This window comes from Paraburkholderia sp. SIMBA_027 (assembly GCF_046535315.1).
In the GTDB taxonomy this organism is placed as follows: domain Bacteria; phylum Pseudomonadota; class Gammaproteobacteria; order Burkholderiales; family Burkholderiaceae; genus Paraburkholderia; species Paraburkholderia tropica.
The window spans coordinates 279,106-301,040 of the sequence record NZ_JAWRWY010000002.1; the positions used below are offsets into that span (position 1 = coordinate 279,106).

Genomic DNA, 21,935 nt, shown 5'->3' on the forward strand with positions numbered 1-21,935 from the left:
CGCCCTAAATCGCTTATCTGCTACCGTTGAGGTTGTGTCCCAATAATTTCACCGGGCAGTTCCAACCACCAAGGAGCCGCGATGCGCAAACAGCTCATCGGTGCGATGCTCGCCGGACTCGCCACGCTCGTCGCGGCGCCCGCGCCGGCGCTCGCGCAGTCCCAGGCGTTCACGAGCATGACCGTCAATCTGTACGCCGGTCCCGCCGGCGATTTCCCCGTCGTGGCGCAGGTGCCCGGCGGCGTTTCGATCGCGGTGATGGGTTGCGTCTCCGGCTTCAGCTGGTGCGACGTCAGCCTGCCCGGCCTGCGCGGCTGGGTGTACGGCGGGTATATCTCGTATCCGTGGCAAGGTGCGCGCGTGCCGGTGATGAACTACGGCCCGACCATCGGCCTGCCGATCATCACGTTCTCGCTCGGCGCGTATTGGGGCAGCTATTACCGTGACCGGCCGTGGTACGGCAACCGGGCACGCTGGAGCCGTCATCCGGGTCCGCGTCCGGGACCGCCGCCCGCGATCCGGCCGCCCTCACATGGACGTCCGCCGGGTGGTCCCGGCAACCGGCCCGGTTCGGGTCAGGGACATCGTCCGCCCAATAACAGCGGCGCGCGGCCGCCGGGTCATAACAACGCCCGCCCGCCAGGCAACAACAATGCACGGCCGCCAGGCAACAACAACGCGCGCCCGCCTGGCAACCACGCAGGCGGCAGGCCGCAAGGACAAGGCGGTGGTGGCGGAAGGCCGCCCGGCGGTGGGGGCGGCGGACGTGGTGGCGGTGGCGGTGGCGGAAATCGCCCGTCCGGAGGTGGCGGCGGCGGTGGACGCCCCGGCAATTGATCGCGGCCGGGCGCGCCGCACCTGCCAGGCAGGCGCGGCCGACCGGTCTTTAAGCTTGCTCAGAAGCGATAGCCGATGCCGCCCAGGATCACGTCGGTATCGCGGCTATAGCGCGTGACGACGCGATTCCACGTCACGCGCGCCGCCCAATGCTGGGTGAACCGATACGACGCCGAAACCGAGACGAGCCCCGACAGAATGCCGTCGCCGGTATCGCGCTGATCGCTGTCGTCGCCGTGGTGAATCGCGGCGTAAAGGCCCGCGCCGAAACCCAGCGTGAGATGGTCGTCGAGAAATGCGCGCGTGAGCCACAGTTGCGCGGTTGCGCCGTCGCGACGCGCCGACAGGCCATTCCCCTCGTGCAGATACCCGATCGAACCGTCGAGCCAATGCGTGATGCCGCGCCGGTATTCGATCGATTCGGCTGCGGACGTTTGCGACTCCAGGCTGTTGAGGATGGTCTCGCCCGCCATCAACGTGATTTCGTTGTTCGTTACGTCGTGCGTGCGCGGCAGCGCGAAGTCGCGCGGCCCCGGCGTGTCCGGCGCGTCCAGTTGATAGCCGACGCCGAGCATGAGCGCCGTGGTGGACGGCCCGCGCGCGACGCCCACGCGGTTCAGTTGCAGATTCGCCGTCCAGCGGTTGCTGGCGTACCACGTCAAACGCGCGCTATACACCGCGCCCCAGCCGTGCGTGTTCGAATAGCCGAGCCCCTGCTTCGCGGCTTCGGTATCGAAATAACGATACGGGCCGACGCCCAGCGAAAACACGAAGCGCCGGTTGTCGAACGGCAGACGCGCCCACGCCTGAATGCTCTGCCCGTCGCGATGATGCCCGGGAATATGGCCTTCGTTGAGCCATGAAACGCTGCCGGCGAAATACTTGCCGAAGCCTTCCATGTAATTCATTTCCCACGAATACGAATGGTCGGAGCCGCTCACGAGCGGACCGGCGAACAGCGTGAACTCCTGGGCGACAGCACACCTGGACGACAGGAACAATACCGCGGCGCCAACCGCGAAACTCCAGGCTTGCTTCATTACGTAGACGACCCTGTGTGAGTGCCGGACGACGCCGGTTGCGCGTCGTCTTGCGATGCGATCGCATCATTTTCCCGGCGAACGGCGCGTACTGCGTGTGCGCAACCACACAAAACACGACATACATCACATCGCCGCGTATTCCGCGCATTGCCATTTCCGCCAATTACTTCGGATAACGAATTATTACGGAGAAAAAAATGCCGCACCTCGGTGCGGCAAGCTCCGCCGAAGCGGAATCGGTACTCGATCAGTGCACGTTGTGGCAAACGCGCACCGGGTGGTGATGCTGAACTTCGGTGTGGCACACGGTGTGATGATGCGGAGCGGCGACGGCGGCCAGCGGCGCGGCCATGGCAGCGCACAGCATCAGGGCGGACAGACGGGCGAACGGCTTGGCGATGATTTTCATGCGTGGACTCTCGATGGACGGCAACAAAAGGCAGCACTGTAACGCAAAGCGCACCACATTTAGTTACACGCTTGTAACGAGCGTAGCGCCCGATATCCGCCTCTTGACAACAGCCGCATCGCCAATGTCCACCGTCACGCCGTGCCGCCCTCTTCGTTCCAGCGGTCGTCGCGTTGGTCGTGATCGTCGTGACCGTCGTGTGTCAGCCGCCGCAGCACTTCCTGGCCCAGACTCGTGAGACGCGGTGCGTAACCGCGTTCGCCGGCGTCCATTTCAACAAGCTGGTAGCGCGCCAGCGCGAGAAAATCCGAATCGAGCGTGTGCAGCGGCGTGTTCGCGTCGCGGATCAGCAGCAGCGCGGCCAGTTCGTGGTGACTGAGCATCGAATCTCTCCTGTCCAGAACTCACAGTGCTGACCAGCATAGCGGCCTAAACGTACAGTTTCGCTACAAGCGTGTTTCGTCGCATTACGGCCCGAAGATCGTTGCTAATGACGTAAAAATGCGGCGCGCGGTTCGCAATAATCGCGAACCGCGCGCCGCCTGTCTTACGTCACCAGTCGCCCTGGCTGTTGACCAGGCTTTAGTGGATCTCGAGACGCCTGCTCGCGCCCGCCGCCTTCTTCGGCAACACCAGCGTCAACACGCCGTCGTTATAGCTCGCGCTTGCCTGCGCTTCGTCGACGTCGGCGGCCAGCGTGAACGAGCGGCTCACGCTGCCCGAATAACGCTCGCGCCGTAGCACGCGCTCGCCTTCTTTCAATTCGGCATCGCGCTCGACCTTGGCCGCGATCGCCACCAGATTGCCGTCGATTTTCACGTCGATGTCCTGCTTGGCGACGCCCGGCATTTCCGCCTTGACCGTATAAGCCGCATCGTTTTCCGTCACGTCGATGCGAATACTCGCCGCTTGACCTTCGGACGCACCCGCACTCCGCATCGGACGGAACAAACCCTGGAACAGATCGGGCACACCATCGAACGAAAACGGATCGTGACGCGAGATATGGCTCATGACTGGCTCCTTGAAGATCACTTGAAGAATGATTTGGCTGTCCGCACTTGCATGGCGTGATTTTCCACGCACATCAATTGAACGGACTCCTTAGCAATACGCGAGGATGACCAAGCCCGGCTTGGCCTCTGTTCCCCTGCGATCGCGCCTACCGCTCGAAGATATAGACGCCTGGCGCGTTTACAAGACCCTCTTCAAGCCCGCGTGCAGAAATTTTTTCGCTCGACTGCGCGTGCAGCCATTGTGCGAAGCGCGGCCACCATGAACCCTCGACCGGCGGCGTCTCGTCGAAGAAGGATTGCGGCGGCTGCCACGGCGCGCCCGCCTCGCGATTCCCACAGCGATAGTGACGCCGCGGATGCCCCGGTTCCGAAACGATGCCCGCGTTATGCCCGCCCGAAGTCAGCACGAACGTCGCCGGATTGCGCGTCATATGCAGCAACTGATAAACCGACCGCCACGGAGAAACATGATCGCGCTCGGTGCCCACCATGAACATCGGCTGCGCGATATCGGCGAGCGACACGGCATGGCCGTTCACGCGGTAACGCCCTTGCGCCAGATCGTTGTGCAGATAGAGACGGCGCAGGTACTCGCTGTGCATGCGGTACGGCATGCGCGTGGTATCGGCGTTCCACGACATCAGGTCGTTGGGTTTCGAGCGCTGGCCGAGCAGATACTCGTTGACCGCACGCGACCAGACGAGATCGCGCGAATTGAGCAACTGGAACGTCGCGGCCATCTGCTCGCCTTCGAGACAACCCTGGCGCGCCATCAGCGCATCGAGCGCCGCTAGCTCGCTCTCGCCGATAAAGAAACGCAGCTCCCCCGGCGCGCGGAAATCGGTTTGCGCGGCGAGCAGCGATACCGTGCGCAGCGCGTCCGCTTGCATCGGCGCGCTGCCGTTCACCGCTTGCGGCTCTCGACCGAGCGCCGCCGCGGCGATCGCGAGCAGCGTGCCGCCGAGACAATAGCCGACCGCATGCGCGGGGGCGTCGCCGCAACGCGCGCGGGCGGCCGCGAGGGCTTCGAATACCGCGTTCAGATAGTCGTCGAGATGCCAGTCGCGCTCGGCCGGCGACGGGTTGTGCCACGAGAGCATGAACACCGTGAAGCCCTGATCGACGAGAAAACGCACCAGCGAATTGTGCGGTTGCAGGTCGAGCACGTAGTACTTCATGATCCACGACGGCACGATGAACACGGGCTCGCGCGCGACGTCTGGCGTCGTGGGCGCGTATTGCAGCAGCTCGCAGAGCGCGTTGCGCCAGACGACCTTGCCGGGCGTCACGGCCACGTCGCGGCCCGGTACGAACGCAAGCGGCTCGGGCGGCCCGCCTGCCGCGCGGCGCGCCTGCGCGGCGCAGTCTTCGAGCCAGTGCCGGTAGCCCGCGACGAAATTCGCGCCGCCGCTCGCACGCGCCGCATCGAGCACCACGGGATTGGTCGCCGCGAAATTGCCCGGCGACGCTGCGTCGAGCCAGAGCCGCACCATGAAGCGCACGAGATCGGCGCGATGGGGATCGACGCCGGCGACGGTCTCGGTCGCTTCGCGCCACCACGACTGCGTGCGCAGATAACCGTCGCGCCACGCGCTGTACGGCCAGGCCGACCACGCGGGCGCGGCGAATCGCGCATCGGCGGACGCGCCCGGCGGCGGGTCTTGCGTCGAGGAAGCCGCGCCGGGCCACGCCGCGCCCCACGCGGCCAGCGCGTCGGACCACGCACACGTAGTCAGCGCGAAGCAGGTGGCGGGGGCGCTCGCCAGATGCGTGCTCCAGTCGAGCCACGCCAGCGACGCCGACACGGGCGACAACCCGCTCGCCTGCAACGTCAGCGCGGCGCGCGCGGCCTGATCGAGCGGATCGTGCCAATCCGGCGCAAGCGGCGGCGGCGGCGCGTCCACGCCCTTCGCGCGCGGCGCCGTCGCACCGGCGGTCTCGCGCCCTGTGCCGCCCTCGGCGCCGCTGAGCGGCGGACGCGGTTGAGCGAGCGCGCTGCGCGTCCTCGTCGGCTTCATTGCATGTGCATCCCGCCGTTGATGGCGATATCGGCGCCCGTGATGAACGCCGCGTCGTCGGAACAGAGGAATGCGACCAGCGCCGCCACTTCCTCGGGCCGTCCGAGACGGCCGACCGGAATCTGCGGCAGGATGCGCGTCTTCATCACCTCCTCCGGCACGGCCGCGACCATCTGCGTGGCGAGATAACCGGGCGACACCGTGTTCACCGTCACGCCCTTCTTCGCCACTTCGAGCGCGAGCGATTTCGTGAAGCCGTGCAGCCCCGCCTTCGCGGCCGCGTAGTTGGTCTGCCCGAACGCGCCGCGCGAACCGTTCACGGAACCCACGTTGACGATGCGCCCGTAGCCGCGTTCGAGCATGCCCGGCAGATAGGGTTTCGTAACGTTGAAGAGCGCGTCGAGATCGGTGCGCAGCACGCAGTCCCAGTCGGCTTTCGTCATCTTCACGAAACTGCGGTCGCAGGTGATGCCCGCGTTGTTCACGAGCACGTCGATGCGGCCCAGGTCCGCGAGCACGCGCTCCGCCGTGCGCGCGCAGTCGTCGTGATCGGCGACGTCCATCGTGTAGTGTTCGAACGCGCGGCCCGCCGCGCGCTCCGCGTCGAGCCACGCGGCCACGTGGTCGTTGCCCTTCGAGCACGACACGGCGACCTTGAAGCCCGCCGCGGCGAGGCTGCGGCTGATCGCGGCGCCCAGCCCGCCCATGCCGCCGGTGACGAAAGCGATGCGCTCAGCGTCCATGCTGGCCTCCGTCGGCGCCGGCTTCCTGCTTTTTCGACGTGCGCGCGCCGTCCGCGGCCGGACTGGCCGTGGCAGCGTTCGCCGCCTGCGCCATCGTGTTCGCGACGCCTGCCGCCTGCGCCGCCGCGCCGTTCATCGCGCGCTCGAACGCCGCCATCCACTCGCGCATCGGCAAGGCCGCGCCGTTTTTCGGCACCGCCGCGCCGCGCTGCAAGACTTCGAGCGAAGTCTGCCAGTGCTGCGCCATGTCGCGCGCGGCGTCGCTCCATGCGCCCGCGTTCTGCATCGACGTGGTCACGCCCTCCTGCCAGAGCGCCGCGCTCGCACTCAGATAGTCGCGCCAGACCGTTTGCGCCGCCGCCGAGAAATCGCTCCAGTCCTGTGCGCCATGCAGCGACTCGAGCGTGCCATCGAGCGCATGTCGGTCGCGTTCGAGGCGGCGCTGCCAGAGCTTGAGCATCTGCTCGCGCCATTGCTGTTGATGCACGAGCAGTTGCAGCGCGGCGGACGCACTGGTGCGCCACGCATCGAACGAGGGATGGGAAGCCTGGGTCATGATCGAGGTCCTCACAAGAGTGCGGCGAGTGCGGAAAGTGCGTGATCCGGCTGAACGCCGGGCGGAACGTGAGCGACGCCGCGCATTGCGCTGCACAAGCGCAATCGCGACGAGCGCGGTCCCGTCCACTCGCGGCGGCGTGCTGCCGACCGCTGCATCGCAACAAACCGCCGTGAGCGGTGCCGCGAGGCAATCGTTCGGACTACGGCCTATTTCGGAGCCGACGGGATCGAACCCACATCATAGGCACGAAGCCCCGCGTCCGCGCGCCACATGACGTCGACACGACTGATCGACGTCATATTTTGGGATGTCAACTACGTCAAAACGCATCACCAGTCAGGCGCGAGCGTCATTTTTGCGACAGATCGTCGCGCACGGTCCGCACCGATTGGCGGCTTTTCCGGCTCACGCCGCGTGCGGGTCCTCGTTGCGCACGAGCATGACGGGACGATCCGCCGTGCGCAGAAAACTCTCGGCGACGCTGCCTAGCAGGATCCGCTTCACGCCCGACAGCCCGCGCGTGCCCATGACGACGAGATCGGCGTCCTCCTCCGCCGCGATGCGGTAGATCACCGCCGCGACCTCCTCGCCGTTCGAATCGGCCGCACGCGTGCTGCCGTTCACGCCGGCGTCGGCGAGCGCGGTTTTCGCTTCGTCGAGCGCCTCGGTCGCGACATCGGCTTCGGCGGCATGGCGCGTCTGTTCTTCCGCAAAACCCGTGCTGATATCGACGAGACGCGCCGGATGCTGCACCACATACAACGCGGTGATCGCGCCGCCCGTCGCCTGCGCGATCTTGATCGCCTCGTCCAGCGCACGGCGGCCGCTGCGGCTGCCGTCGACCGCCACCAGAATCTGCTTGTACATCGTGACCTCCCGGGCTTCGCCCATGATCCGCGGCGAACGGCTCATCCCGTTCGCGCAACCGAAAATCTGTCCGCCGACCGGCCTGCTCGCTGCTCTGGCGCTTTTGCGCGCTCGGCCCGCACTGTCCACATGGGGACGATTGCGCGCCGCTCAACGCATCGTCAAGACCGCCGCGCCCGTTAGCCGCCCCTCGCGCAGATCGGCGAGCGCCTCGTTCGCGCGCGCGAGCGGGTACGTCGTGGTCTCGATGTCGAGCGTGTGACGCGCGGCGATCGCGATGAAGGCCGTGCCGTCGTCGCGCGTGAGGTTCGCGACCGAGACGATGCGCCGTTCCTCCCAGAGCCATGCGTACGGAAACGACGGAATGTCGCTCATGTGAATGCCGCCGCAGACGACCGTGCCGCCCTTCGTCACCGCGCGCAGTGCGGCGGGCACGAGCGCGCCGACCGGCGCGAACAGCAAGGCGGCGTCGAGCGGCGCGGGCGGCGTTTCGTCGCTGCCGCCGGCCCACGCCGCGCCGAGCCGCCGCGCGAAGTCCTGCGCGGCCGTGTCGCCGGGGCGCGTGAACGCGTAGACCGTGCGGCCCTGATAACGCGCAAGCTGGGCGACGATATGCGCCGCCGCGCCGAATCCGTAGATGCCGATGCAGTCGGCATCGCCGGCCAGCACGAGCGTGCGATAGCCGATGAGCCCCGCGCAAAGCAGCGGCGCCGCCGCGACGCTGCTGTACTGGCGCGGCAAATGGAAGCAGTAGTGCGCGTCGGCGACCGTGCGTTCGGCGTAGCCGCCGTCGATCGTGTAGCCGGTGAAACCGGGCGCGTCGCAGAGATTTTCGCGGCCGCGCAGACAGAAACGGCAGTGGCCGCAGGTGTGGCCGAGCCACGGCACGCCCACGCGGTCGCCGGGCGCGAAGCCCGTCACGCCCTCGCCGAGCGCCGCCACCGTGCCGACGATTTCATGGCCCGGAACCACGGGCCGCTTCGGGTGCGTCAGGTCGCCGTCGACCACATGGAGATCGGTGCGGCACACGCCGCAGGCTTCCACGTCGATCAGCAATTCTCCCGCGCGCGGTGTCGGATCGGGCAGATCCACTTCGCGCAGTCGCGGACTCGTGCCGTCGAACAACATCGCTCGCATCGTCGTCCTCCTGGCCTTGCGCCTTGCAGGGTGCCGTGTGTGGCGGGATCGCGTCGGGAGAGCCGTGCGCCGCACTTCGCGAACCGGGACGCATCGATCATGTTACGCGCTCGGCACGCGCGCCGCGACGAGCGCGTCCGCCGCAGTGCGCTCCGGGTGCACAACGGATGCACGCCGCACGCACAGTCAATGCACTCCGAACGCACACTCAGCGAAAGCGCTTCCATCGAACGTGGCACCATAGCGCGAGCCGCGACGCCACGCCCAAGCCTGGCACTCGACCGCCGGCCGACCGCCCGCGCGGCGCTGTGCCTGTGTCGCGGCATCCGCAAACCAGTCTTCTCGCGCGCGAGCACCCTCGCGCGCCGATCCGTCCCATGCCGCGCCACCGCGCGCCACAGGAGCACGCATGAGCCCCATCACGCCCATCACGCCGTCTTCCCGCCCGACGCTTTCCGACGATCAGTTGCAGCTTATGGACGCCTGGTGGCGCGCGGCGAACTATCTCTCGGTCGGCCAGATTTATCTGCTCGCCAATCCGCTGCTGCGCGAACCGCTGCAACTCACGCACGTGAAGCCGCGCCTGCTCGGCCACTGGGGCACCACGCCCGGCCTGAATTTTCTCTACACGCATCTGAACCGCGTCATCAACGAGCGCGATCTCGATCTGCTCTTTCTCGCGGGGCCGGGACATGGCGGCCCGGCCGTGGTCGCCAACACCTGGCTCGAAGGCACTTATAGCGAGACCTGGCCGAACGTGCCGCAGGACGAAGAAGGCATGGGCGTGCTGTTCAAGCAGTTCAGCTTTCCGGGCGGCATTCCGAGTCACGTTGCGCCGCAGACGCCCGGCTCGATCCACGAAGGCGGCGAACTCGGTTACGCGCTGTCGCATGCGTACGGCGCGGTGTTCGACAATCCCGACCTGATCGTCGCCTGCGTGATCGGCGACGGCGAGGCCGAGACCGGTCCGCTCGCCACCGCCTGGCACTCGAACAAGTTCCTCAATCCGGTGACGGACGGCGCGGTGCTGCCCATCCTGCATCTGAACGGCTTCAAGATCGCGGGGCCGACCGTGCTCGCGCGCATCGGCGACGAAGAACTCGCTTCGCTGATGCGCGGCTACGGCTACGAGCCCGTGTTCGTCGAAACCGAGGATCCGGTCGAGGGACATCGCTTGATGGCTGCTGCGTTCGACACCGTGTTCGACGAGATCGCGCGCATTCAGCAAGCCGCGCGGGCGCAGGCCGAAACCGATCCCCAGGCGGCGATCGAACGGCCGCGCTGGCCGATGATCGTGCTACGGACCCCCAAGGGCTGGACCGGCCCGAAGACTGTCGACGGACTCAAGACCGAAGGTTCGTGGCGCGCGCATCAGGTGCCGCTCGCGAACATCGCCAAGCCAGGTCATCTGGCGCTGCTCGAAAGCTGGATGCGCAGCTATCGGCCCGAGGAACTGTTCGACGAGCACGGCCACCTCGCGCCCGAGATTGCCGCGCTCTCGCCGCGCGGCGAACGGCGCATGAGCGCGAATCCGCGTTCGAACGGCGGCGGACGCGTGCGCGAACTGCGCGTGCCCGCGTTCGAGCGCCACGCCGTGGAGGTGCCCTCGCCGGGCCAGGTCGACGCCGAAGCCACGCGCGTGATGGGCGCATTCCTGCGCGAAGTGATGCGCGTGAATTTGCCGACGCGCAACTTCCGCATCTTCGGCCCCGACGAAACCGCTTCGAACCGCTGGTCCGACGTCTTCGACGTGACGTCGCGCACATGGCTCGCCGACACCACGCCCGACGACGTGCAGCTCGCGCAGGACGGACGCGTGATGGAAATCCTCTCCGAGCACACCTGCCAGGGCTGGCTCGAAGGCTATCTGCTGACGGGCCGGCACGGCTTCATGTCGTGCTACGAGGCGTTTATTCACATCATCGATTCGATGTTCAACCAGCACGCGAAGTGGCTGAAGGTCATCCGCGAGATTCCGTGGCGGCGGCCGCTGCCCTCGCTCAATTACCTGCTCACGTCGCATGTGTGGCGTCAGGACCATAACGGCTTCAGCCATCAGGACCCGGGTTTCATCGACTACGCGGTGAACAAGAAGGCGGACACGGTGCGCGTCTATTTGCCGCCCGACGCCAACACGCTGCTCGCCGTGACCGATCACGTGCTGCGCACCTGGAACCGCATCAACATTATCGTGGCGGGCAAGCAGCCGCAGGCGCAGTGGCTCGATATGGATGCGGCGATCCGCCATTGCGCGGACGGCATCGGCATCTGGCAATGGGCGAGCAACGACGAAGGCGGCGAGCCCGATGTGGTGATGGCCTGCGCGGGCGACGTGCCGACGCTGGAGACGCTCGCGGCCGTCGACCTGCTGCGCGGCTGGCTGCCCGATCTGAAAATACGCGTCGTGAACGTGGTGGATCTGATGACGCTCGAACCGGCCGACCGCCATCCGCACGGTCTGTCGGACGCCGATTTCAACGCGCTGTTCACCGTGAGCCGGCCCGTGATCTTCGCGCATCACAGCTATCCGTCGCTGATTCACCGCCTCACCTACCGGCGCGTGAATCACGCGAATATTCACGTGCACGGCTTTATCGAGGAAGGCACGACGACCACGCCGTTCGACATGACGGTGGTGAACCGACTCGACCGTTTCCACCTTTGCGAAGCGGTGATCGACCGCGTGGAAGGCCTCGCGCAGCGCGCAGCGCACCTGCGGCAGACGCTGCACGACAAGCTTGCGGAGCACCGCCGCTACGTGGACGAATACGGCGACGACATGCCCGAGATCAAGAACTGGCGCTGGTCGCGCTCGCGCACGCCGCAGCCGGGCGGCGCGAGCTGAAACCCGACCTGAGGCTCAAACGCGCGCGATTCAGCGGGTTTTGACGCCGCCGAACACGCGCGCAAACGCGGTGCAAAACTGGTCGAGCTTGTCCGAGGCGAGGCAGTCGATGCCCGCCGCGCCGACCCGGCCGTTGCCGCCGGGGAACGCGCGGCACAGTTCGTCGGCGCCACGCGGACGCTCGATCGGCGCGCGCACGCTCGCGGCATAGTTGCCGTCGGCGTTCACGCTGAGCACCGCGTGCGCGCACGACGGCTCCTCGAGCGCGAGCACGTTTGCGAACACGCCGCGCACGCGCCGCGCCCACGGTTCGTCGGGCAGCACGCAGACGCTGCCGTACTGGAACGCGACCAGCGGCGTGATCTCCTGGGCCAGTTCGAGATCGTCGCGACGGCAGGCCGACAGACGCTGCATCAGCGGCGCCGAGGCGATGAACTCGAACGGATCGGCGTAAGGCTTGATCGCCTCGTAAAGCGCGGCGGGCGCGATGAAGAGATCGTCGACGCTGTCGCCATAAGCGTTGTAATTGAGCGATTCACCGAGTTCGCGGAGCTGCTCCGTCTGCGCCTCCGTGAGGCCGGACTCGCGCGCGAGCGCCTGCGCCGTGGCGGGCAGATTGTCGCCGAACGCCGCCGCGATCGCCCACGGACGATAGCGGCCGCCCAGATGACGGTCGACCAGCACGCTCGTGCAGACCTGCGCGGTGGTGTCGATATGGGCGATCAGATTCACGTTGGCCGGCAGGTCGCCGGCGTGATGGTGGTCGAAGTACTCGACGTGCACGCCCTTGTGCAGCAAGGCGTTGACCGCTTCGCGGTTGGTGTCGAACGAGATGTCGAGCACCGTGAGCGAGTCGCCCTCGTGCGCTTCCACTCGCTTGACGAGTGCGATGTCGCGCTTCACCCCGGTGACCAGCGTGGCCTCGCGCGGCCGGGCGAGTCGAAGCTGATGCAGCGCGCAAATGCCGTCCGCGTCGCCGTTGAATACATCGAAATGCGCCATGTGCCGAATAATCCGTTGCGTTGAGCCCCACAGTATCGCGCACTGGCGGCCAATCCCGCAAAGGTCGCCCAAGCCTGACGCCCGCGCGGGCTGATTCGCTCAGTCGCGCGGATGCCGATCCGGTGCGGTCATCGGAACGCGACACAGGCGCGCACGCGAGGCGGCGCCGCGCGGCCGGCGTACGGGCGGCACCCGTCGCGGGGTATGCTCGAATGCCCGAATGCCGGATAGCGCTCGACCACGCGCTACGCAACCCTTCCCTGCCACCGACCGGATCCACCCGCCATCGATGCCCGAAGCCCGCCGCCCCAGCCCTCGCGCCCCGCTCCACGTCCAGAACCGCCTGCGCGCCGCGCGCCGCCACGGCCACGCGCTCGACAAAGCGCTGCGCCGCGCGCGCACTTACGCGCATCCGGCGGGCAGCATCGTGCGCATCGAAACGCATATTTCCGTGGTCTATCTGGCGGGGCGCTACGCGTACAAGCTCATGAAGCCGGTGAACTTCGGTTTCGTCGATTTCACGACGCTCGACGCGCGGCGGCGCTGCTGCGAGGCCGAAATCCGCCTCAACCGGCCCTTCGCGGGACCGATTTATCGCGACGTTCAGGCAGTCGTGCCGCAGGCGCGCGGTGTCGCACTGAAGCGCGCGGCGCGGCGCGGAACGTGCGACGGCGTGATCGATTACGCCGTGCGCATGCGGCGCTTCGATCAGCACGCGCTGTTTTCGCAGCGGCTCGCGGCCGGCGTGCTCGGGTCGGCCGATATCGATGCCGCCGCGCACGCGCTTGCCGTCTGTCATCGCGCGGCGCGGCGTGCGGCTCCGGTTCGCGGTGGACGCGGCACGCCTTATGGATCGGCGGCGCTGCTCGGCCAGCAGGTGTTCGACGCGCTCGCGCCGCTCGAACGCGACGTGCGCAGCGCGGCTTTCGTGCGCGACGCCGGGCTGCGCACGTGGTGCGAAGCCAGCCTCGCCCGCGTCGCCCCGCGGCTCGACGCGCGCCGCGCCGGCGGATTCGTGCGCGCCTGCCACGGCGACCTGCATCTCGACAATATCGTGCGGCAAGGGCGTCGCGCGCTGCTGTTCGATTGCATCGAGTTCAGCGAGGCGCTGCGCTGGATCGACATCGCCAGCGACCTGGCTTTTCTCGTCATGGACCTGCGCGCGCACGGCCGCGACGACCTCGCGAATCGCCTGCTCGCGCGCTATCTCGATGCGACCGGCGACTTCGGCGGCCTTGCCGCGCTGCGGCTCTACGTCGTCTATCGCGCACTGGTGCGGGCGCTCGTGGCGCATCTGAAGACGCCGCCCGCCGACGATGCGGCACACGTCACGTCTGCCCCATCAGCCCAACCCGGGCAGCGCTATCTCCAGCTCGCGGCGCGCGAAGCGAGCGATCGACGCCCGCCCTGGCTGCTGCTTTGCCACGGGTTGTCGGGGTCGGGAAAATCGGTCGCGAGCCGCGAGTTCGCGGCGCTGAGCGGCGCGATCCGCATTTCAAGCGATATTGAGCGCAAACGCGCCCATGTGCTGGACGCCCCCACGCTGGGCGCGCTGCCGCCGCAAGCCTATACGCGTGAAGCCATCGATGCGCACTACGCGCGGCTGGTCGCGCTGGCCACTGATGTGCTCGACGCGGGCTACACGGTGTTGATCGACGCGACCTTCCTGCAGTCGGCCAATCGCAAGCGCTTCGCGGAGTTGGCGCGGCGTATGAACGTGCCGATGCTGATTCTCGATTTTCACGCCGACGCGGCGCGGCTGAAGGAACGCGTGAAAGCGCGCGCCGCCGGGCCGCGCGATCCGTCCGATGCGGGTGAAGCGGTGCTCACCGCGCAGATGGCCAGTGCCGAAGCGCTCGACGCAGAGGAGCGGCGCATGACGGTGCAACTCGATACGGACGTGCCGATCGAAGCGTTCAGCGACACGGCGTGGTGGGCGCCGCTGTGGGCGCGCATGAACGCGGCAGCGGACTCATCGTCCGCCTGAGACAGGCGACGGCCAGTGGACGACGGCCGCCCCGTCGCATCACGTGCGCGCGACCGGCCAGCGCAGCGAAAAGGCTAGCGGAAACCGCGGCGCCTTGCGCCCGGCCGGCGCGCGCCACGGCTGCATGCGCGCGCTCATGGCCGCACACATCGCGAGGCCTTCTTCGCCGTAAAGATGCGACATGGCCTGTTGCACGAGGCCCGCGTCGAACCAGAGCTTGAAGCGGCGATGGCAGGTGCGGAAGTCGGGGTAGCACTCGGGCATCTTCGCCCAGACGGAACCGGTGGTGAGCACCCAGACGATGCCTTCGAACACGGCGCGCGAGCTATGCGCGGGACGGCCGCGACGCGGACCGCTGGAGCGGATTTCATGAAAGAGCGGCTCGACGCTGCGCCATTGCGCGTCGGTCAGCTCTGAAGTAGGACGAGACTGCATCTGATATTCCAAGTGAGGTTTGTCTGACACACACCGACTAAATTAGCCTCACTCCATCCCAGAAAATATCGGACTATGCCTAAAACGCTCCGAAAATCTGCCAGTCAATCGGCCCTGCGGCGGGCGCGCCAAATCGCCGCTGCCAGCGATCGAAAACGGACGAATTCATGACACGTTCCCCTGCGACAGCCCGCGCGACTGCGCGCAAGAAAACGGGACGCATCCGCGTCGGTATCGGCGGATGGATCTTTGCGCCGTGGCGCGGCACGTTCTATCCGGACGGACTCGCGCAACGCCTCGAACTCGACTACGCGAGCCGCCACCTGACCTCGCTGGAAATCAATTCGACGTATTACGGCGCGCAGCGTCCCACGAGCTTCGCGCGCTGGCGCGACGAAACGCCTGAGGACTTCGTGTTCGCACTGAAAGGCCCGCGTTTCGCCATGAACCGGCGCGTGCTTGCGGAAGCCGGCGCGTCGATCGAGCGCTTTCTGACGGGCGGCCTGCTCGAACTCGGCGACAAACTCGGCCCGATCAACTGGCAGTTGATGCCGACCAAACGCTTCGAGCCGGACGACTACGCGCGCTTTCTCGAACTGCTGCCCGCGCAGGTCGAAGGCCGTCCGCTGCGGCACGCGCTCGAAGTGCGGCACGAGAGTTTCTGCACGCCGGAGTTCGTCGCGCTCGCACGCAGCCGCAACGCGGCGATCGTGATGTCGGGCGATTCCGACTATCCGCAGATCGCCGATGCAAGCGCGCCCTTCGTCTACGCGCGCATCATGGGCACGCAGGCGAAACATCGGCACGGCTACGCGAACGCCGACCTCGACCGCTGGGCCGATCGCGCGATCGCGTGGGCACAAGGCGAGACGCCCGACGATCTCGACACCTACGCGAAACCGCTCAAGGCGAAAACAGGCCGCGACGTATTTCTCTATGTGATCAGCGGCCACAAGGCGCACAACCCGGCCGCCGCGATGGCGCTCATCGAGCGGCTGCGCGAACGCGGCGCGAACGCCTGAGACCGCGTCGCTCAACGTCCGGCGTCACAAGGTCTCACTCGCGCGCTCCGCGCACGACAGATAGCCCACCACCGCATGCGTCGCGCGTGCTTCGAGCGCGGCGGCGTCGGTTTCGCCGCGCGCGCCTGCGGCATCGACCATGCCACGCACGATCGCATAGACGTCGTGCGCGGCCGTGCGAGGATCCGGCAAACGCGGCGCGTCGGGCAGCGCGAACGCGTACATCAGCGTGGCGTGCAGGCGCTCGCGCACGCGCGCATCGCGCTCGCCGAGCGGCAGGCGCTCTTCCTCGAAATCGAGCACGCGTGCGAGCACGGGCCGCCGCATCTGATGCGCGACCGATGCGCGAATCAGGTCGCGCATGGCCGTCTCGCAGCTCGACGACTCGCCCGCGCGTTCCAGCGCCGCGAGCAACGGGACGCTCTCGCGGTCGATCAACGCGGCCGTGAGTGCGTCGCGGTTCGGAAAGTATTGATAGAGCGAGCCGACGCTCACGCCCGCACGCTCGGCGATGGCGTTGGTCGTGTAGCCGCCGGGTCCGCGCGTTTCGAGCAGGCGTGCGGCGGCTTCGAGAATCGCGTCGACGGTTGCGGCCGAGCGGCGCTGCCGCGGCAGCTTGCGCGCGTCGAGCGGCGTGGGGCGACGACGTGCGCCGCCGCGTGGCGTGGTGGTCATGGTGGTCGGCAAATCAGTGCGAGCGTTGAAAACTGAGCATTCGCTCGCATTCTAACCAGGCACGTCGATGACCCGCCGACCCCATCCTGCACGCAAAAAAAAAGCGGCGGCGGATCGCTCCGCCGCCGCTGGATCGAGATCATTCGATCCGAATGCCGCTTAAATCTGCCGACGCATTTCCGCCGCAGGCAGCTTCATCATCTGCCGATACTTGGTCACGGTGCGGCGCGCCACCTGCACGCCCTGCTTTTCGAGTTCCTGCGTCAGCACGACATCCGACAGCGGATCCTTCGGATTTTCCGCATCGATCATTTCCTTGATCAGCGCGCGCACCGCCGCCGCCGAGCACGTGCCGCCCGTGCGCGTTTCCAGCTCGCGCGGGAAGAAACGCTTGAATTCGAAAATGCCGCGCGGCGTGGCCATGTACTTGTTGCCCGTGGCGCGCGAAACCGTGGATTCGTGCAGGCCGAGTTCGTCGGCGACATCGCGCAGCAGCATCGGACGCAGCGCAATTTCACCGTACTGGAAGAACGCCTTCTGACGCGCGACGATACATTCGCCCACGCGCAGAATCGTCTCGCAGCGCTTGTGCGCATTGCGGATCAGCCAGCGCGCTTCCTGCAATTGCTGCGCGAGCGGCGAACGGCTCGTCTGATCGGAACGCGCGAACATTTCGGCATAGAGCTTGTGGATGCGCGCGCGCGGTTCGATCGCCGGATTCACGCTCACGACCCACTTGCCGCGCACCTGACGCACGATCACGTCCGGCACCACGTAGCCGCCGTCGGCGCGTCCGTAGTGGTTGCCCGGCTTCGGATCGAGGCGGCGCACCAGCGCGGTCGCGGCCTGGAGTGCCTGCGCATCGCAGCCGAGCTGACGTTGCAGCTCGCCGTTTTCACGGCGCGCGAGGCGTTCGAGATGCTGCGTGACGATCTGGAGCGCGAGATCGCGATGCGGCGTGTCCTCGGGCATCGCCTCGAGTTGCAGCGACAGACATTCGGACAACGAACGCGCGCCGATGCCGGGCCGGTCGAGCGTCTGCACGACGCGCAGCGCCACGCGCAGGCGGTCTTCGTCGAGCGCTTCGCCGATATCTTCGAAATCGGTCAGTTCGGACAGCTCCTGACGCAGATAGCCGTCGTCGTCGAGCGCTTCGATGACAATCTGCGCCGCGGCGCGGTCGAGGTCGTCGAGCGGCGACAGACGCAGCGAGTCATGCAGTTGCTCGCGCAGCGAGAGCGGCACGCGCACCCAGTCGGAGGCGTCGGAGTCGCCATCTTCCGAGCCGCGGTAATTCGACGAGGTGCGCATGGCGCCCGTCGACGGCATGTCGGCGGAATACGCGCCGCCGTCGTCCGGATAGCCGGAGTTGTCGTCGCCATAGCTGGCGGGTTCGTCGTTATAGCTCGATGCGTCTTGCGGCATCGCGGCTTCCATGCCGCCGTCCATGCCGCCCTCGGGCATCTCGGCCACGGCCGTGGGCGCATCGGCAGCGGCGCCGATGCCCGCCGCGCCGTCGGCGGCCTCGGCGGCTTCGCCGGTTTCCGTCGCGGGCGGAACGTATTCGAGGAACGGATTGGTGTCGAGCGCTTCACGCAGTTCCTGCTGGAATTCGAGCGACGAGAGCTGCAGCAGACGCACAGCCTGCTGGAGGCGCGGCGTCAGCGCCAGATGCTGGCGCGTTTGTAACGCGATGGAAGGCATGGCGGTCCCGTTCTTGAAATGAGTTGAGCGTTGGCCTTCCTGATGCAACACCCATGCCAGTTATTACAAGAGCTTGTTTTCAAACGGGATCACGTCTTGCGACAGCGCAAATCAACGGACAAATTCGAGTGCGCCACCGACGTTTTTACAACGACCCGGAAAAATTGCGTGCCCGATTAGCGCCGGATGGACGCGCCATCTTCCTGCCATTTTCGCGACAGGAAGCCGTCGCGAGATTCTTCGGCCATCGCTGCCAACTCGGCTCGATTCCCACGCAGGTCCCAGATAGTGTGCGTTCCGCGCGTTTCGCGCCGGCCCCTTTTTCGGGCTTTTTACGCGGCGCGGCACGGACCTTGCGGTAGCCCCTGTCGGATACAACCAGAAAAGGAGAAACCATGAACCGCATTCCTCTGCTCAAGACCGCCGCAGGCGTGGCCTGCATGACCTTCGCGCTCGTGGCGGGCGCCCAGACGAACAGCGCGTCCACCGCGCCGGCCAGCTCGGAAAGCGTGGGCCAGCACGTCGACGACGCCACCATCACGACCAAGGTGAAGGCCGAGCTGCTCGGCGCGAAGAACGTGAAGTCGGAACACATTCACGTGAAGACGCGTAAGGGCATCGTTTCGCTGACCGGCACGGTGCCGACCGCCGAAGACCGCGACAACGCCAAGCAAGTTGTGGAAGGCGTGTCGGGCGTGAGCTCGGTGAAGAACCATCTGAAGATCGTGGCGGCGCAGTAATCGCGCTAAAGTTAGTGCCGCTCGCGGCGTAACTGCCGCTGCCGGGCCACCCGCGCCGCGTTCTCACGAACGCGTGCGCGGGTGGCCTTTCTCTTTCCACGCTGCGGCTTTAATCGCGCCCGGCCTGCTTCAGTTGCTCGCGGCGCGCATCGCCCTGACGCGCGAGCATCCAGCCCGGATACTCGGCGGGCAAACCGCTGACATCGTCGAGCATCGCAAGTTCTTCCGCGCTGAGCTTGACCTTCGTGGCGGCCACGTTGTCGTCGAGCTGATCCGTGCGTTTCGCGCCGATGATCACCGTCGTCACCGCGCGCTGATGCAGCAGCCACGCCAGCGCGATCTGCGCCACCGACACGCCCTTTTGCTCCGCGATCGGCCGCATCGCATCGATGCAATCCCACGCGCGTTCGCGCTCCACGGGCGGAAAATCGAAGGTCGTGCGACGGCTGCCCGCTTCGCCCTGCTTGTCGCGCCCGTATTTGCCGCTCAGCAGGCCGCCCGCAAGCGGGCTCCACACCATCAGCCCGAGTCCTTCGCTCGCGAGCATCGGCACGATTTCGCGTTCGAGATCGCGGCCCGCGATCGTGTAATACGCCTGCAAGGACTGGAACTGCGCAAGCCCGCGATGCTGCGCGATGCCGAGCGCCTTCACGATCTGCCACGCCGCCCAGTTCGAGACGCCCACGTAACGCACGTGGCCGTGCTGCACGAGCGTGTCGAGCGCGCGCACGGTTTCCTCGATCGGCGTGGCCGGGTCGAAACCGTGAATCTGATAGAGGTCGATGTGGTCGAGTTGCAGGCGCTTGAGGCTCGCCTTCACGCCTTCCATGATGTGATAGCGCGTTGCGCCGCGCTGGTTCGGCGACGGGCCCATCTCGCCGAGCACCTTGGTCGCGATCAAGTAACGGACTGTAAAGGGAACCGGCTGCGTGCCGATAATCCATACAACCTGTTTTCTATGTTGATCGAGTTTCGCCAGGCCGCGCCTCGCGCGCAAACGCAGCACACTGAAAACTCAAGCCGGCCCGGCATATACAAGGGCTCGCTCATCAACGTCAGCGAGGCTGCAACGGAAAGCCCGCCACCCACGGCAGTACCCGCAATTCCGCAGCATGGACGTGCAGGCCGTCAGTCGGAGAGCCGGCAGCGACTGGAAGCACTGTTCGACAACGCGCCGCTCGCGAAGCAGACACCCGACGAGCCACCAGGCGATCTTCCCGCCACCGGGCCAGCCTCCCGACGGGGCCGCCCCACTGGTCAAGACCGGCACACATTCTTTCCGCGCGAATTCCATGCGCCTATCCCCGACGAAGTCGCCGACGCCATCTCGCGCGGCACGTACTTTCTGCGCGCGTGGCGCGAGTCCCGGCAGTACAAACCCCGTGACGCGGCCGAACTGATGGGCCTCAAGGTCGTCACGATCACCTGTCACGAACAGGGCTATAACACGCCGACAAGCGAAACACTGAAGCGCTTTGCTGATATTTATGATTGCACGCTTGAGCAATTGACAGCGAAACCGGACTCGCGCGCTGTTAATAGGACAGTCAGGGCAACCCAAATCATGCCCATAAAAAGTGCGCCGATTGACACCGATTATCCAGATTCGGTTATTGACCATATCCGAACCGGAAAATCGCCCGTCACGGCGTGGCGCATATACAGGCGTATGACTGATAAACAGCTTGCCGAGCAGTTCGGCACGAGTGAGACGCTATTACAGAAAATGATAAAAGCGGAACACCTGAGCGACAAAACATTACGGAAATTTGGCCGTATCTTCCACTGCACCGAAGACCAGCTTAGACGGCCGGACGGTCTGGTTGTCGAGCCGCACAAGGTCAAGCGGCCCGCACTACGCGGTCAGGCACATGACGGGGTGCAGGTTGCAGCCGCCATGTAGCTGACCAGCAGACCCGAAATCAGGGAATCGCCGCCCTGAAATGTCTGAGTAAAGGGCATTTCAGGGCGGCGTTTTTGCTTCTCGCGAATCAGAACTATGTGCGTACCGCAGCGGCGGAGAACTAATGCGGCGATGCAAAACAAGGGAGGCTGTAGAGCGGAAGTTTGCGAAACAAGCACTAGGCGTTCGCCGTGGACGTAACCGACTTAACCCTGCACGCCCGCATCCGCGGGCGTCGCTTATTTGAGGGCTGTGTCATGAGTTTCGGCGAAAACGTGAAACACATCCGGCATCTGCTTGGTTGGACGCGTAGCGAAATGCTCAAGCGATTGTGCCCCAATGCAAACGGCAAAGAGCGCGCGCGTGTCAGCCAACAGGTCTATCAGCTTGAGCGTCGTTCGTCGCGTCGCTCGGAGTTGCTATTTCCAATTTCGGAACTGTTCGGCATTGCCCCTTCGGTCCTGCTCAACCGAGACCTGACGAGTCTCACTCTGCCTGAGGTGAAACTGCTTCGTGCCGATCCCAATTCGCCTGTGCCTGGCGACCTGATTGCGATTGCTGGCCGGTTCGCCCTGGCAACTGGAGAGGCGCGCGCCATTGTCGAGAAGGTAATCGCCGTAGATCGCGATCACCCGCAACTGGTGCCTAAATTGTCGGTCATCCTTGACGCCTATCTGGACGGCGTGCGTACACATTCGCGACGACGCTAGACCCTGCATTTTAGGAGTTGTCGCATGGCGTCAGGATGACGACGTTGCCACAGTGTCTTCGTGTCGTTCGCCTGGCATCGACGATACACAGAAGCCGTAACGCCCCCACGGAGCGGCTTGCTGGTCTTTTTGAGCCCGCGCAATGCGGGCTTTTTTTTGCCTGTGTGGGCGACGCGCCACGGTTCGATCTATTGCGCATGACATTGTTAAGACGTTTCTGAAAAACGGTACACGTTAACGATCCTTGACACATATTTTCGGGGCTCACCGCAAGAATCGAAAG

General features: G+C 66.0%; 20 protein-coding genes and 1 pseudogene. 7 read left to right on the forward strand and 14 right to left on the reverse strand.

The features are described 5' to 3' along the window. Nucleotides 1–81: 81 nt before the first annotated feature. Entirely contained in the window at nt 82–837 is a 756-nt protein-coding gene (locus SB764_RS04230) for an SH3 domain-containing protein (protein ID WP_065057543.1), read from the forward strand. 59 nt (nt 838–896) lie between these two features. Here the strand turns inward: SB764_RS04230 and SB764_RS04235 are convergent, their stop codons facing one another. The 9 genes from SB764_RS04235 to SB764_RS04275 all read right to left on the reverse strand — a co-directional run bounded on the left by SB764_RS04235 (nt 897) and on the right by SB764_RS04275 (nt 8,629). Continuing rightward, nucleotides 897–1,877 carry a hypothetical protein gene (locus tag SB764_RS04235; RefSeq protein WP_110328209.1) on the reverse strand — a complete coding sequence of 327 codons (981 nt, stop codon included), beginning with the start codon at nt 1,875–1,877 and terminating at the stop codon, nt 897–899. Nucleotides 1,878–2,127: 250 nt separating this feature from the next. Continuing rightward, nucleotides 2,128–2,289 carry a hypothetical protein gene (locus SB764_RS04240; RefSeq protein ID WP_167371420.1) on the reverse strand — a complete coding sequence of 54 codons (162 nt, stop codon included), beginning with the start codon at nt 2,287–2,289 and terminating at the stop codon, nt 2,128–2,130. A 134-nt stretch (nt 2,290–2,423) separates the two neighbouring features. Then, complete coding sequence (locus SB764_RS04245) at nt 2,424–2,672, reverse strand: hypothetical protein (RefSeq protein ID WP_321870003.1); 249 nt, start codon at nt 2,670–2,672, stop codon at nt 2,424–2,426. A gap of 199 nt (nt 2,673–2,871) precedes the next feature. Continuing rightward, nucleotides 2,872–3,303 carry an Hsp20/alpha crystallin family protein gene (locus SB764_RS04250; RefSeq protein WP_065057540.1) on the reverse strand — a complete coding sequence of 144 codons (432 nt, stop codon included), beginning with the start codon at nt 3,301–3,303 and terminating at the stop codon, nt 2,872–2,874. A gap of 148 nt (nt 3,304–3,451) precedes the next feature. Then, nucleotides 3,452–5,323, reverse strand: a complete 1,872-nt coding sequence (locus SB764_RS04255) for a PHA/PHB synthase family protein (RefSeq protein ID WP_410862741.1) — start codon at nt 5,321–5,323, stop codon at nt 3,452–3,454. Next, on the reverse strand, nt 5,320–6,066 hold the full coding sequence (phbB, locus tag SB764_RS04260) for an acetoacetyl-CoA reductase (protein WP_065057539.1): 747 nt from the start codon (nt 6,064–6,066) through the stop codon (nt 5,320–5,322). Before phbB ends, SB764_RS04255 begins: the two co-directional genes overlap by 4 nt. Beyond that, nucleotides 6,056–6,622, reverse strand: a complete 567-nt coding sequence (locus tag SB764_RS04265) for a hypothetical protein (RefSeq protein ID WP_065057538.1) — start codon at nt 6,620–6,622, stop codon at nt 6,056–6,058. Before SB764_RS04265 ends, phbB begins: the two co-directional genes overlap by 11 nt. Before the next feature lie 408 nt (nt 6,623–7,030). Then, the gene (locus SB764_RS04270; RefSeq protein WP_074985781.1) at nt 7,031–7,492 is read right to left on the reverse strand and encodes a universal stress protein; all 462 of its coding nucleotides are present in this window, start codon (nt 7,490–7,492) and stop codon (nt 7,031–7,033) included. A gap of 150 nt (nt 7,493–7,642) precedes the next feature. After that, nucleotides 7,643–8,629 carry a zinc-dependent alcohol dehydrogenase family protein gene (locus SB764_RS04275; protein WP_074985627.1) on the reverse strand — a complete coding sequence of 329 codons (987 nt, stop codon included), beginning with the start codon at nt 8,627–8,629 and terminating at the stop codon, nt 7,643–7,645. Nucleotides 8,630–9,038: 409 nt separating this feature from the next. Here SB764_RS04275 and SB764_RS04280 point away from each other — a divergent pair, with 409 nt between their 5' ends. Then, a complete protein-coding gene (locus SB764_RS04280; RefSeq protein WP_110328214.1) occupies nt 9,039–11,474 on the forward strand; it encodes a phosphoketolase in 2,436 nt (811 codons plus the stop codon). 30 nt (nt 11,475–11,504) lie between these two features. Here the strand turns inward: SB764_RS04280 and SB764_RS04285 are convergent, their stop codons facing one another. Further along, complete coding sequence (locus SB764_RS04285) at nt 11,505–12,476, reverse strand: acetyltransferase (protein ID WP_065057535.1); 972 nt, start codon at nt 12,474–12,476, stop codon at nt 11,505–11,507. A 289-nt stretch (nt 12,477–12,765) separates the two neighbouring features. Between SB764_RS04285 and SB764_RS04290 the strand changes: the two genes are divergently transcribed. Beyond that, nucleotides 12,766–14,463, forward strand: coding sequence for an AAA family ATPase (locus SB764_RS04290; RefSeq protein WP_410862744.1), 1,698 nt, complete (start codon nt 12,766–12,768; stop codon nt 14,461–14,463). 39 nt (nt 14,464–14,502) lie between these two features. On the opposite strand, the gene SB764_RS04295 is transcribed toward SB764_RS04290, so the two are convergent. Beyond that, nucleotides 14,503–14,898 carry a transposase gene (locus SB764_RS04295; protein ID WP_065057554.1) on the reverse strand — a complete coding sequence of 132 codons (396 nt, stop codon included), beginning with the start codon at nt 14,896–14,898 and terminating at the stop codon, nt 14,503–14,505. Nucleotides 14,899–15,065: 167 nt separating this feature from the next. Here SB764_RS04295 and SB764_RS04300 point away from each other — a divergent pair, with 167 nt between their 5' ends. Further along, nucleotides 15,066–15,920, forward strand: coding sequence for a DUF72 domain-containing protein (locus SB764_RS04300; RefSeq protein ID WP_183716208.1), 855 nt, complete (start codon nt 15,066–15,068; stop codon nt 15,918–15,920). Nucleotides 15,921–15,944: 24 nt separating this feature from the next. Here SB764_RS04300 and SB764_RS04305 read toward each other — a convergent pair whose 3' ends face one another. Beyond that, entirely contained in the window at nt 15,945–16,595 is a 651-nt protein-coding gene (locus tag SB764_RS04305) for a TetR/AcrR family transcriptional regulator (RefSeq protein ID WP_410862746.1), read from the reverse strand. 159 nt (nt 16,596–16,754) lie between these two features. Then, on the reverse strand, nt 16,755–18,299 hold the full coding sequence (locus SB764_RS04310; protein WP_074985619.1) for an RNA polymerase factor sigma-54: 1,545 nt from the start codon (nt 18,297–18,299) through the stop codon (nt 16,755–16,757). A gap of 395 nt (nt 18,300–18,694) precedes the next feature. Between SB764_RS04310 and SB764_RS04315 the strand changes: the two genes are divergently transcribed. Continuing rightward, a complete protein-coding gene (locus SB764_RS04315; RefSeq protein ID WP_065057530.1) occupies nt 18,695–19,039 on the forward strand; it encodes a BON domain-containing protein in 345 nt (114 codons plus the stop codon). A 109-nt stretch (nt 19,040–19,148) separates the two neighbouring features. Here SB764_RS04315 and SB764_RS04320 read toward each other — a convergent pair. Continuing rightward, nucleotides 19,149–19,946: pseudogene (locus SB764_RS04320) on the reverse strand (aldo/keto reductase); the annotation flags it as partial. 51 nt (nt 19,947–19,997) lie between these two features. Here SB764_RS04320 and SB764_RS04325 point away from each other — a divergent pair. Together SB764_RS04325 and SB764_RS04330 are read left to right on the forward strand one after the other, a co-directional pair. Further along, entirely contained in the window at nt 19,998–20,942 is a 945-nt protein-coding gene (locus SB764_RS04325) for a helix-turn-helix domain-containing protein (RefSeq protein ID WP_410862748.1), read from the forward strand. Nucleotides 20,943–21,133: 191 nt separating this feature from the next. After that, nucleotides 21,134–21,652: a hypothetical protein gene (locus SB764_RS04330; protein WP_321893956.1), complete on the forward strand. Its 519-nt coding sequence runs from the start codon at nt 21,134–21,136 to the stop codon at nt 21,650–21,652. Nucleotides 21,653–21,935 lie beyond the last annotated feature (283 nt).

What these genes read in the sequence shown, in the direction of transcription:
- SB764_RS04230 (WP_065057543.1), top strand. Translation starts at nt 82, where the DNA reads ATGCGCAAACAGCTCATCGGTGCGATGCTCGCCGGACTCGCCACGCTC.
- SB764_RS04235 (WP_110328209.1), bottom strand. Translation starts at nt 1,877, where the DNA reads ATGAAGCAAGCCTGGAGTTTCGCGGTTGGCGCCGCGGTATTGTTCCTG.
- SB764_RS04240 (WP_167371420.1), bottom strand. Translation starts at nt 2,289, where the DNA reads ATGAAAATCATCGCCAAGCCGTTCGCCCGTCTGTCCGCCCTGATGCTG.
- SB764_RS04245 (WP_321870003.1), bottom strand. Translation starts at nt 2,672, where the DNA reads ATGCTCAGTCACCACGAACTGGCCGCGCTGCTGCTGATCCGCGACGCG.
- SB764_RS04250 (WP_065057540.1), bottom strand. Translation starts at nt 3,303, where the DNA reads ATGAGCCATATCTCGCGTCACGATCCGTTTTCGTTCGATGGTGTGCCC.
- SB764_RS04255 (WP_410862741.1), bottom strand. Translation starts at nt 5,323, where the DNA reads ATGAAGCCGACGAGGACGCGCAGCGCGCTCGCTCAACCGCGTCCGCCG.
- phbB (WP_065057539.1), bottom strand. Translation starts at nt 6,066, where the DNA reads ATGGACGCTGAGCGCATCGCTTTCGTCACCGGCGGCATGGGCGGGCTG.
- SB764_RS04265 (WP_065057538.1), bottom strand. Translation starts at nt 6,622, where the DNA reads ATGACCCAGGCTTCCCATCCCTCGTTCGATGCGTGGCGCACCAGTGCG.
- SB764_RS04270 (WP_074985781.1), bottom strand. Translation starts at nt 7,492, where the DNA reads ATGTACAAGCAGATTCTGGTGGCGGTCGACGGCAGCCGCAGCGGCCGC.
- SB764_RS04275 (WP_074985627.1), bottom strand. Translation starts at nt 8,629, where the DNA reads ATGCGAGCGATGTTGTTCGACGGCACGAGTCCGCGACTGCGCGAAGTG.
- SB764_RS04280 (WP_110328214.1), top strand. Translation starts at nt 9,039, where the DNA reads ATGAGCCCCATCACGCCCATCACGCCGTCTTCCCGCCCGACGCTTTCC.
- SB764_RS04285 (WP_065057535.1), bottom strand. Translation starts at nt 12,476, where the DNA reads ATGGCGCATTTCGATGTATTCAACGGCGACGCGGACGGCATTTGCGCG.
- SB764_RS04290 (WP_410862744.1), top strand. Translation starts at nt 12,766, where the DNA reads ATGCCCGAAGCCCGCCGCCCCAGCCCTCGCGCCCCGCTCCACGTCCAG.
- SB764_RS04295 (WP_065057554.1), bottom strand. Translation starts at nt 14,898, where the DNA reads ATGCAGTCTCGTCCTACTTCAGAGCTGACCGACGCGCAATGGCGCAGC.
- SB764_RS04300 (WP_183716208.1), top strand. Translation starts at nt 15,066, where the DNA reads ATGACACGTTCCCCTGCGACAGCCCGCGCGACTGCGCGCAAGAAAACG.
- SB764_RS04305 (WP_410862746.1), bottom strand. Translation starts at nt 16,595, where the DNA reads ATGACCACCACGCCACGCGGCGGCGCACGTCGTCGCCCCACGCCGCTC.
- SB764_RS04310 (WP_074985619.1), bottom strand. Translation starts at nt 18,299, where the DNA reads ATGCCTTCCATCGCGTTACAAACGCGCCAGCATCTGGCGCTGACGCCG.
- SB764_RS04315 (WP_065057530.1), top strand. Translation starts at nt 18,695, where the DNA reads ATGAACCGCATTCCTCTGCTCAAGACCGCCGCAGGCGTGGCCTGCATG.
- SB764_RS04325 (WP_410862748.1), top strand. Translation starts at nt 19,998, where the DNA reads ATGTTGATCGAGTTTCGCCAGGCCGCGCCTCGCGCGCAAACGCAGCAC.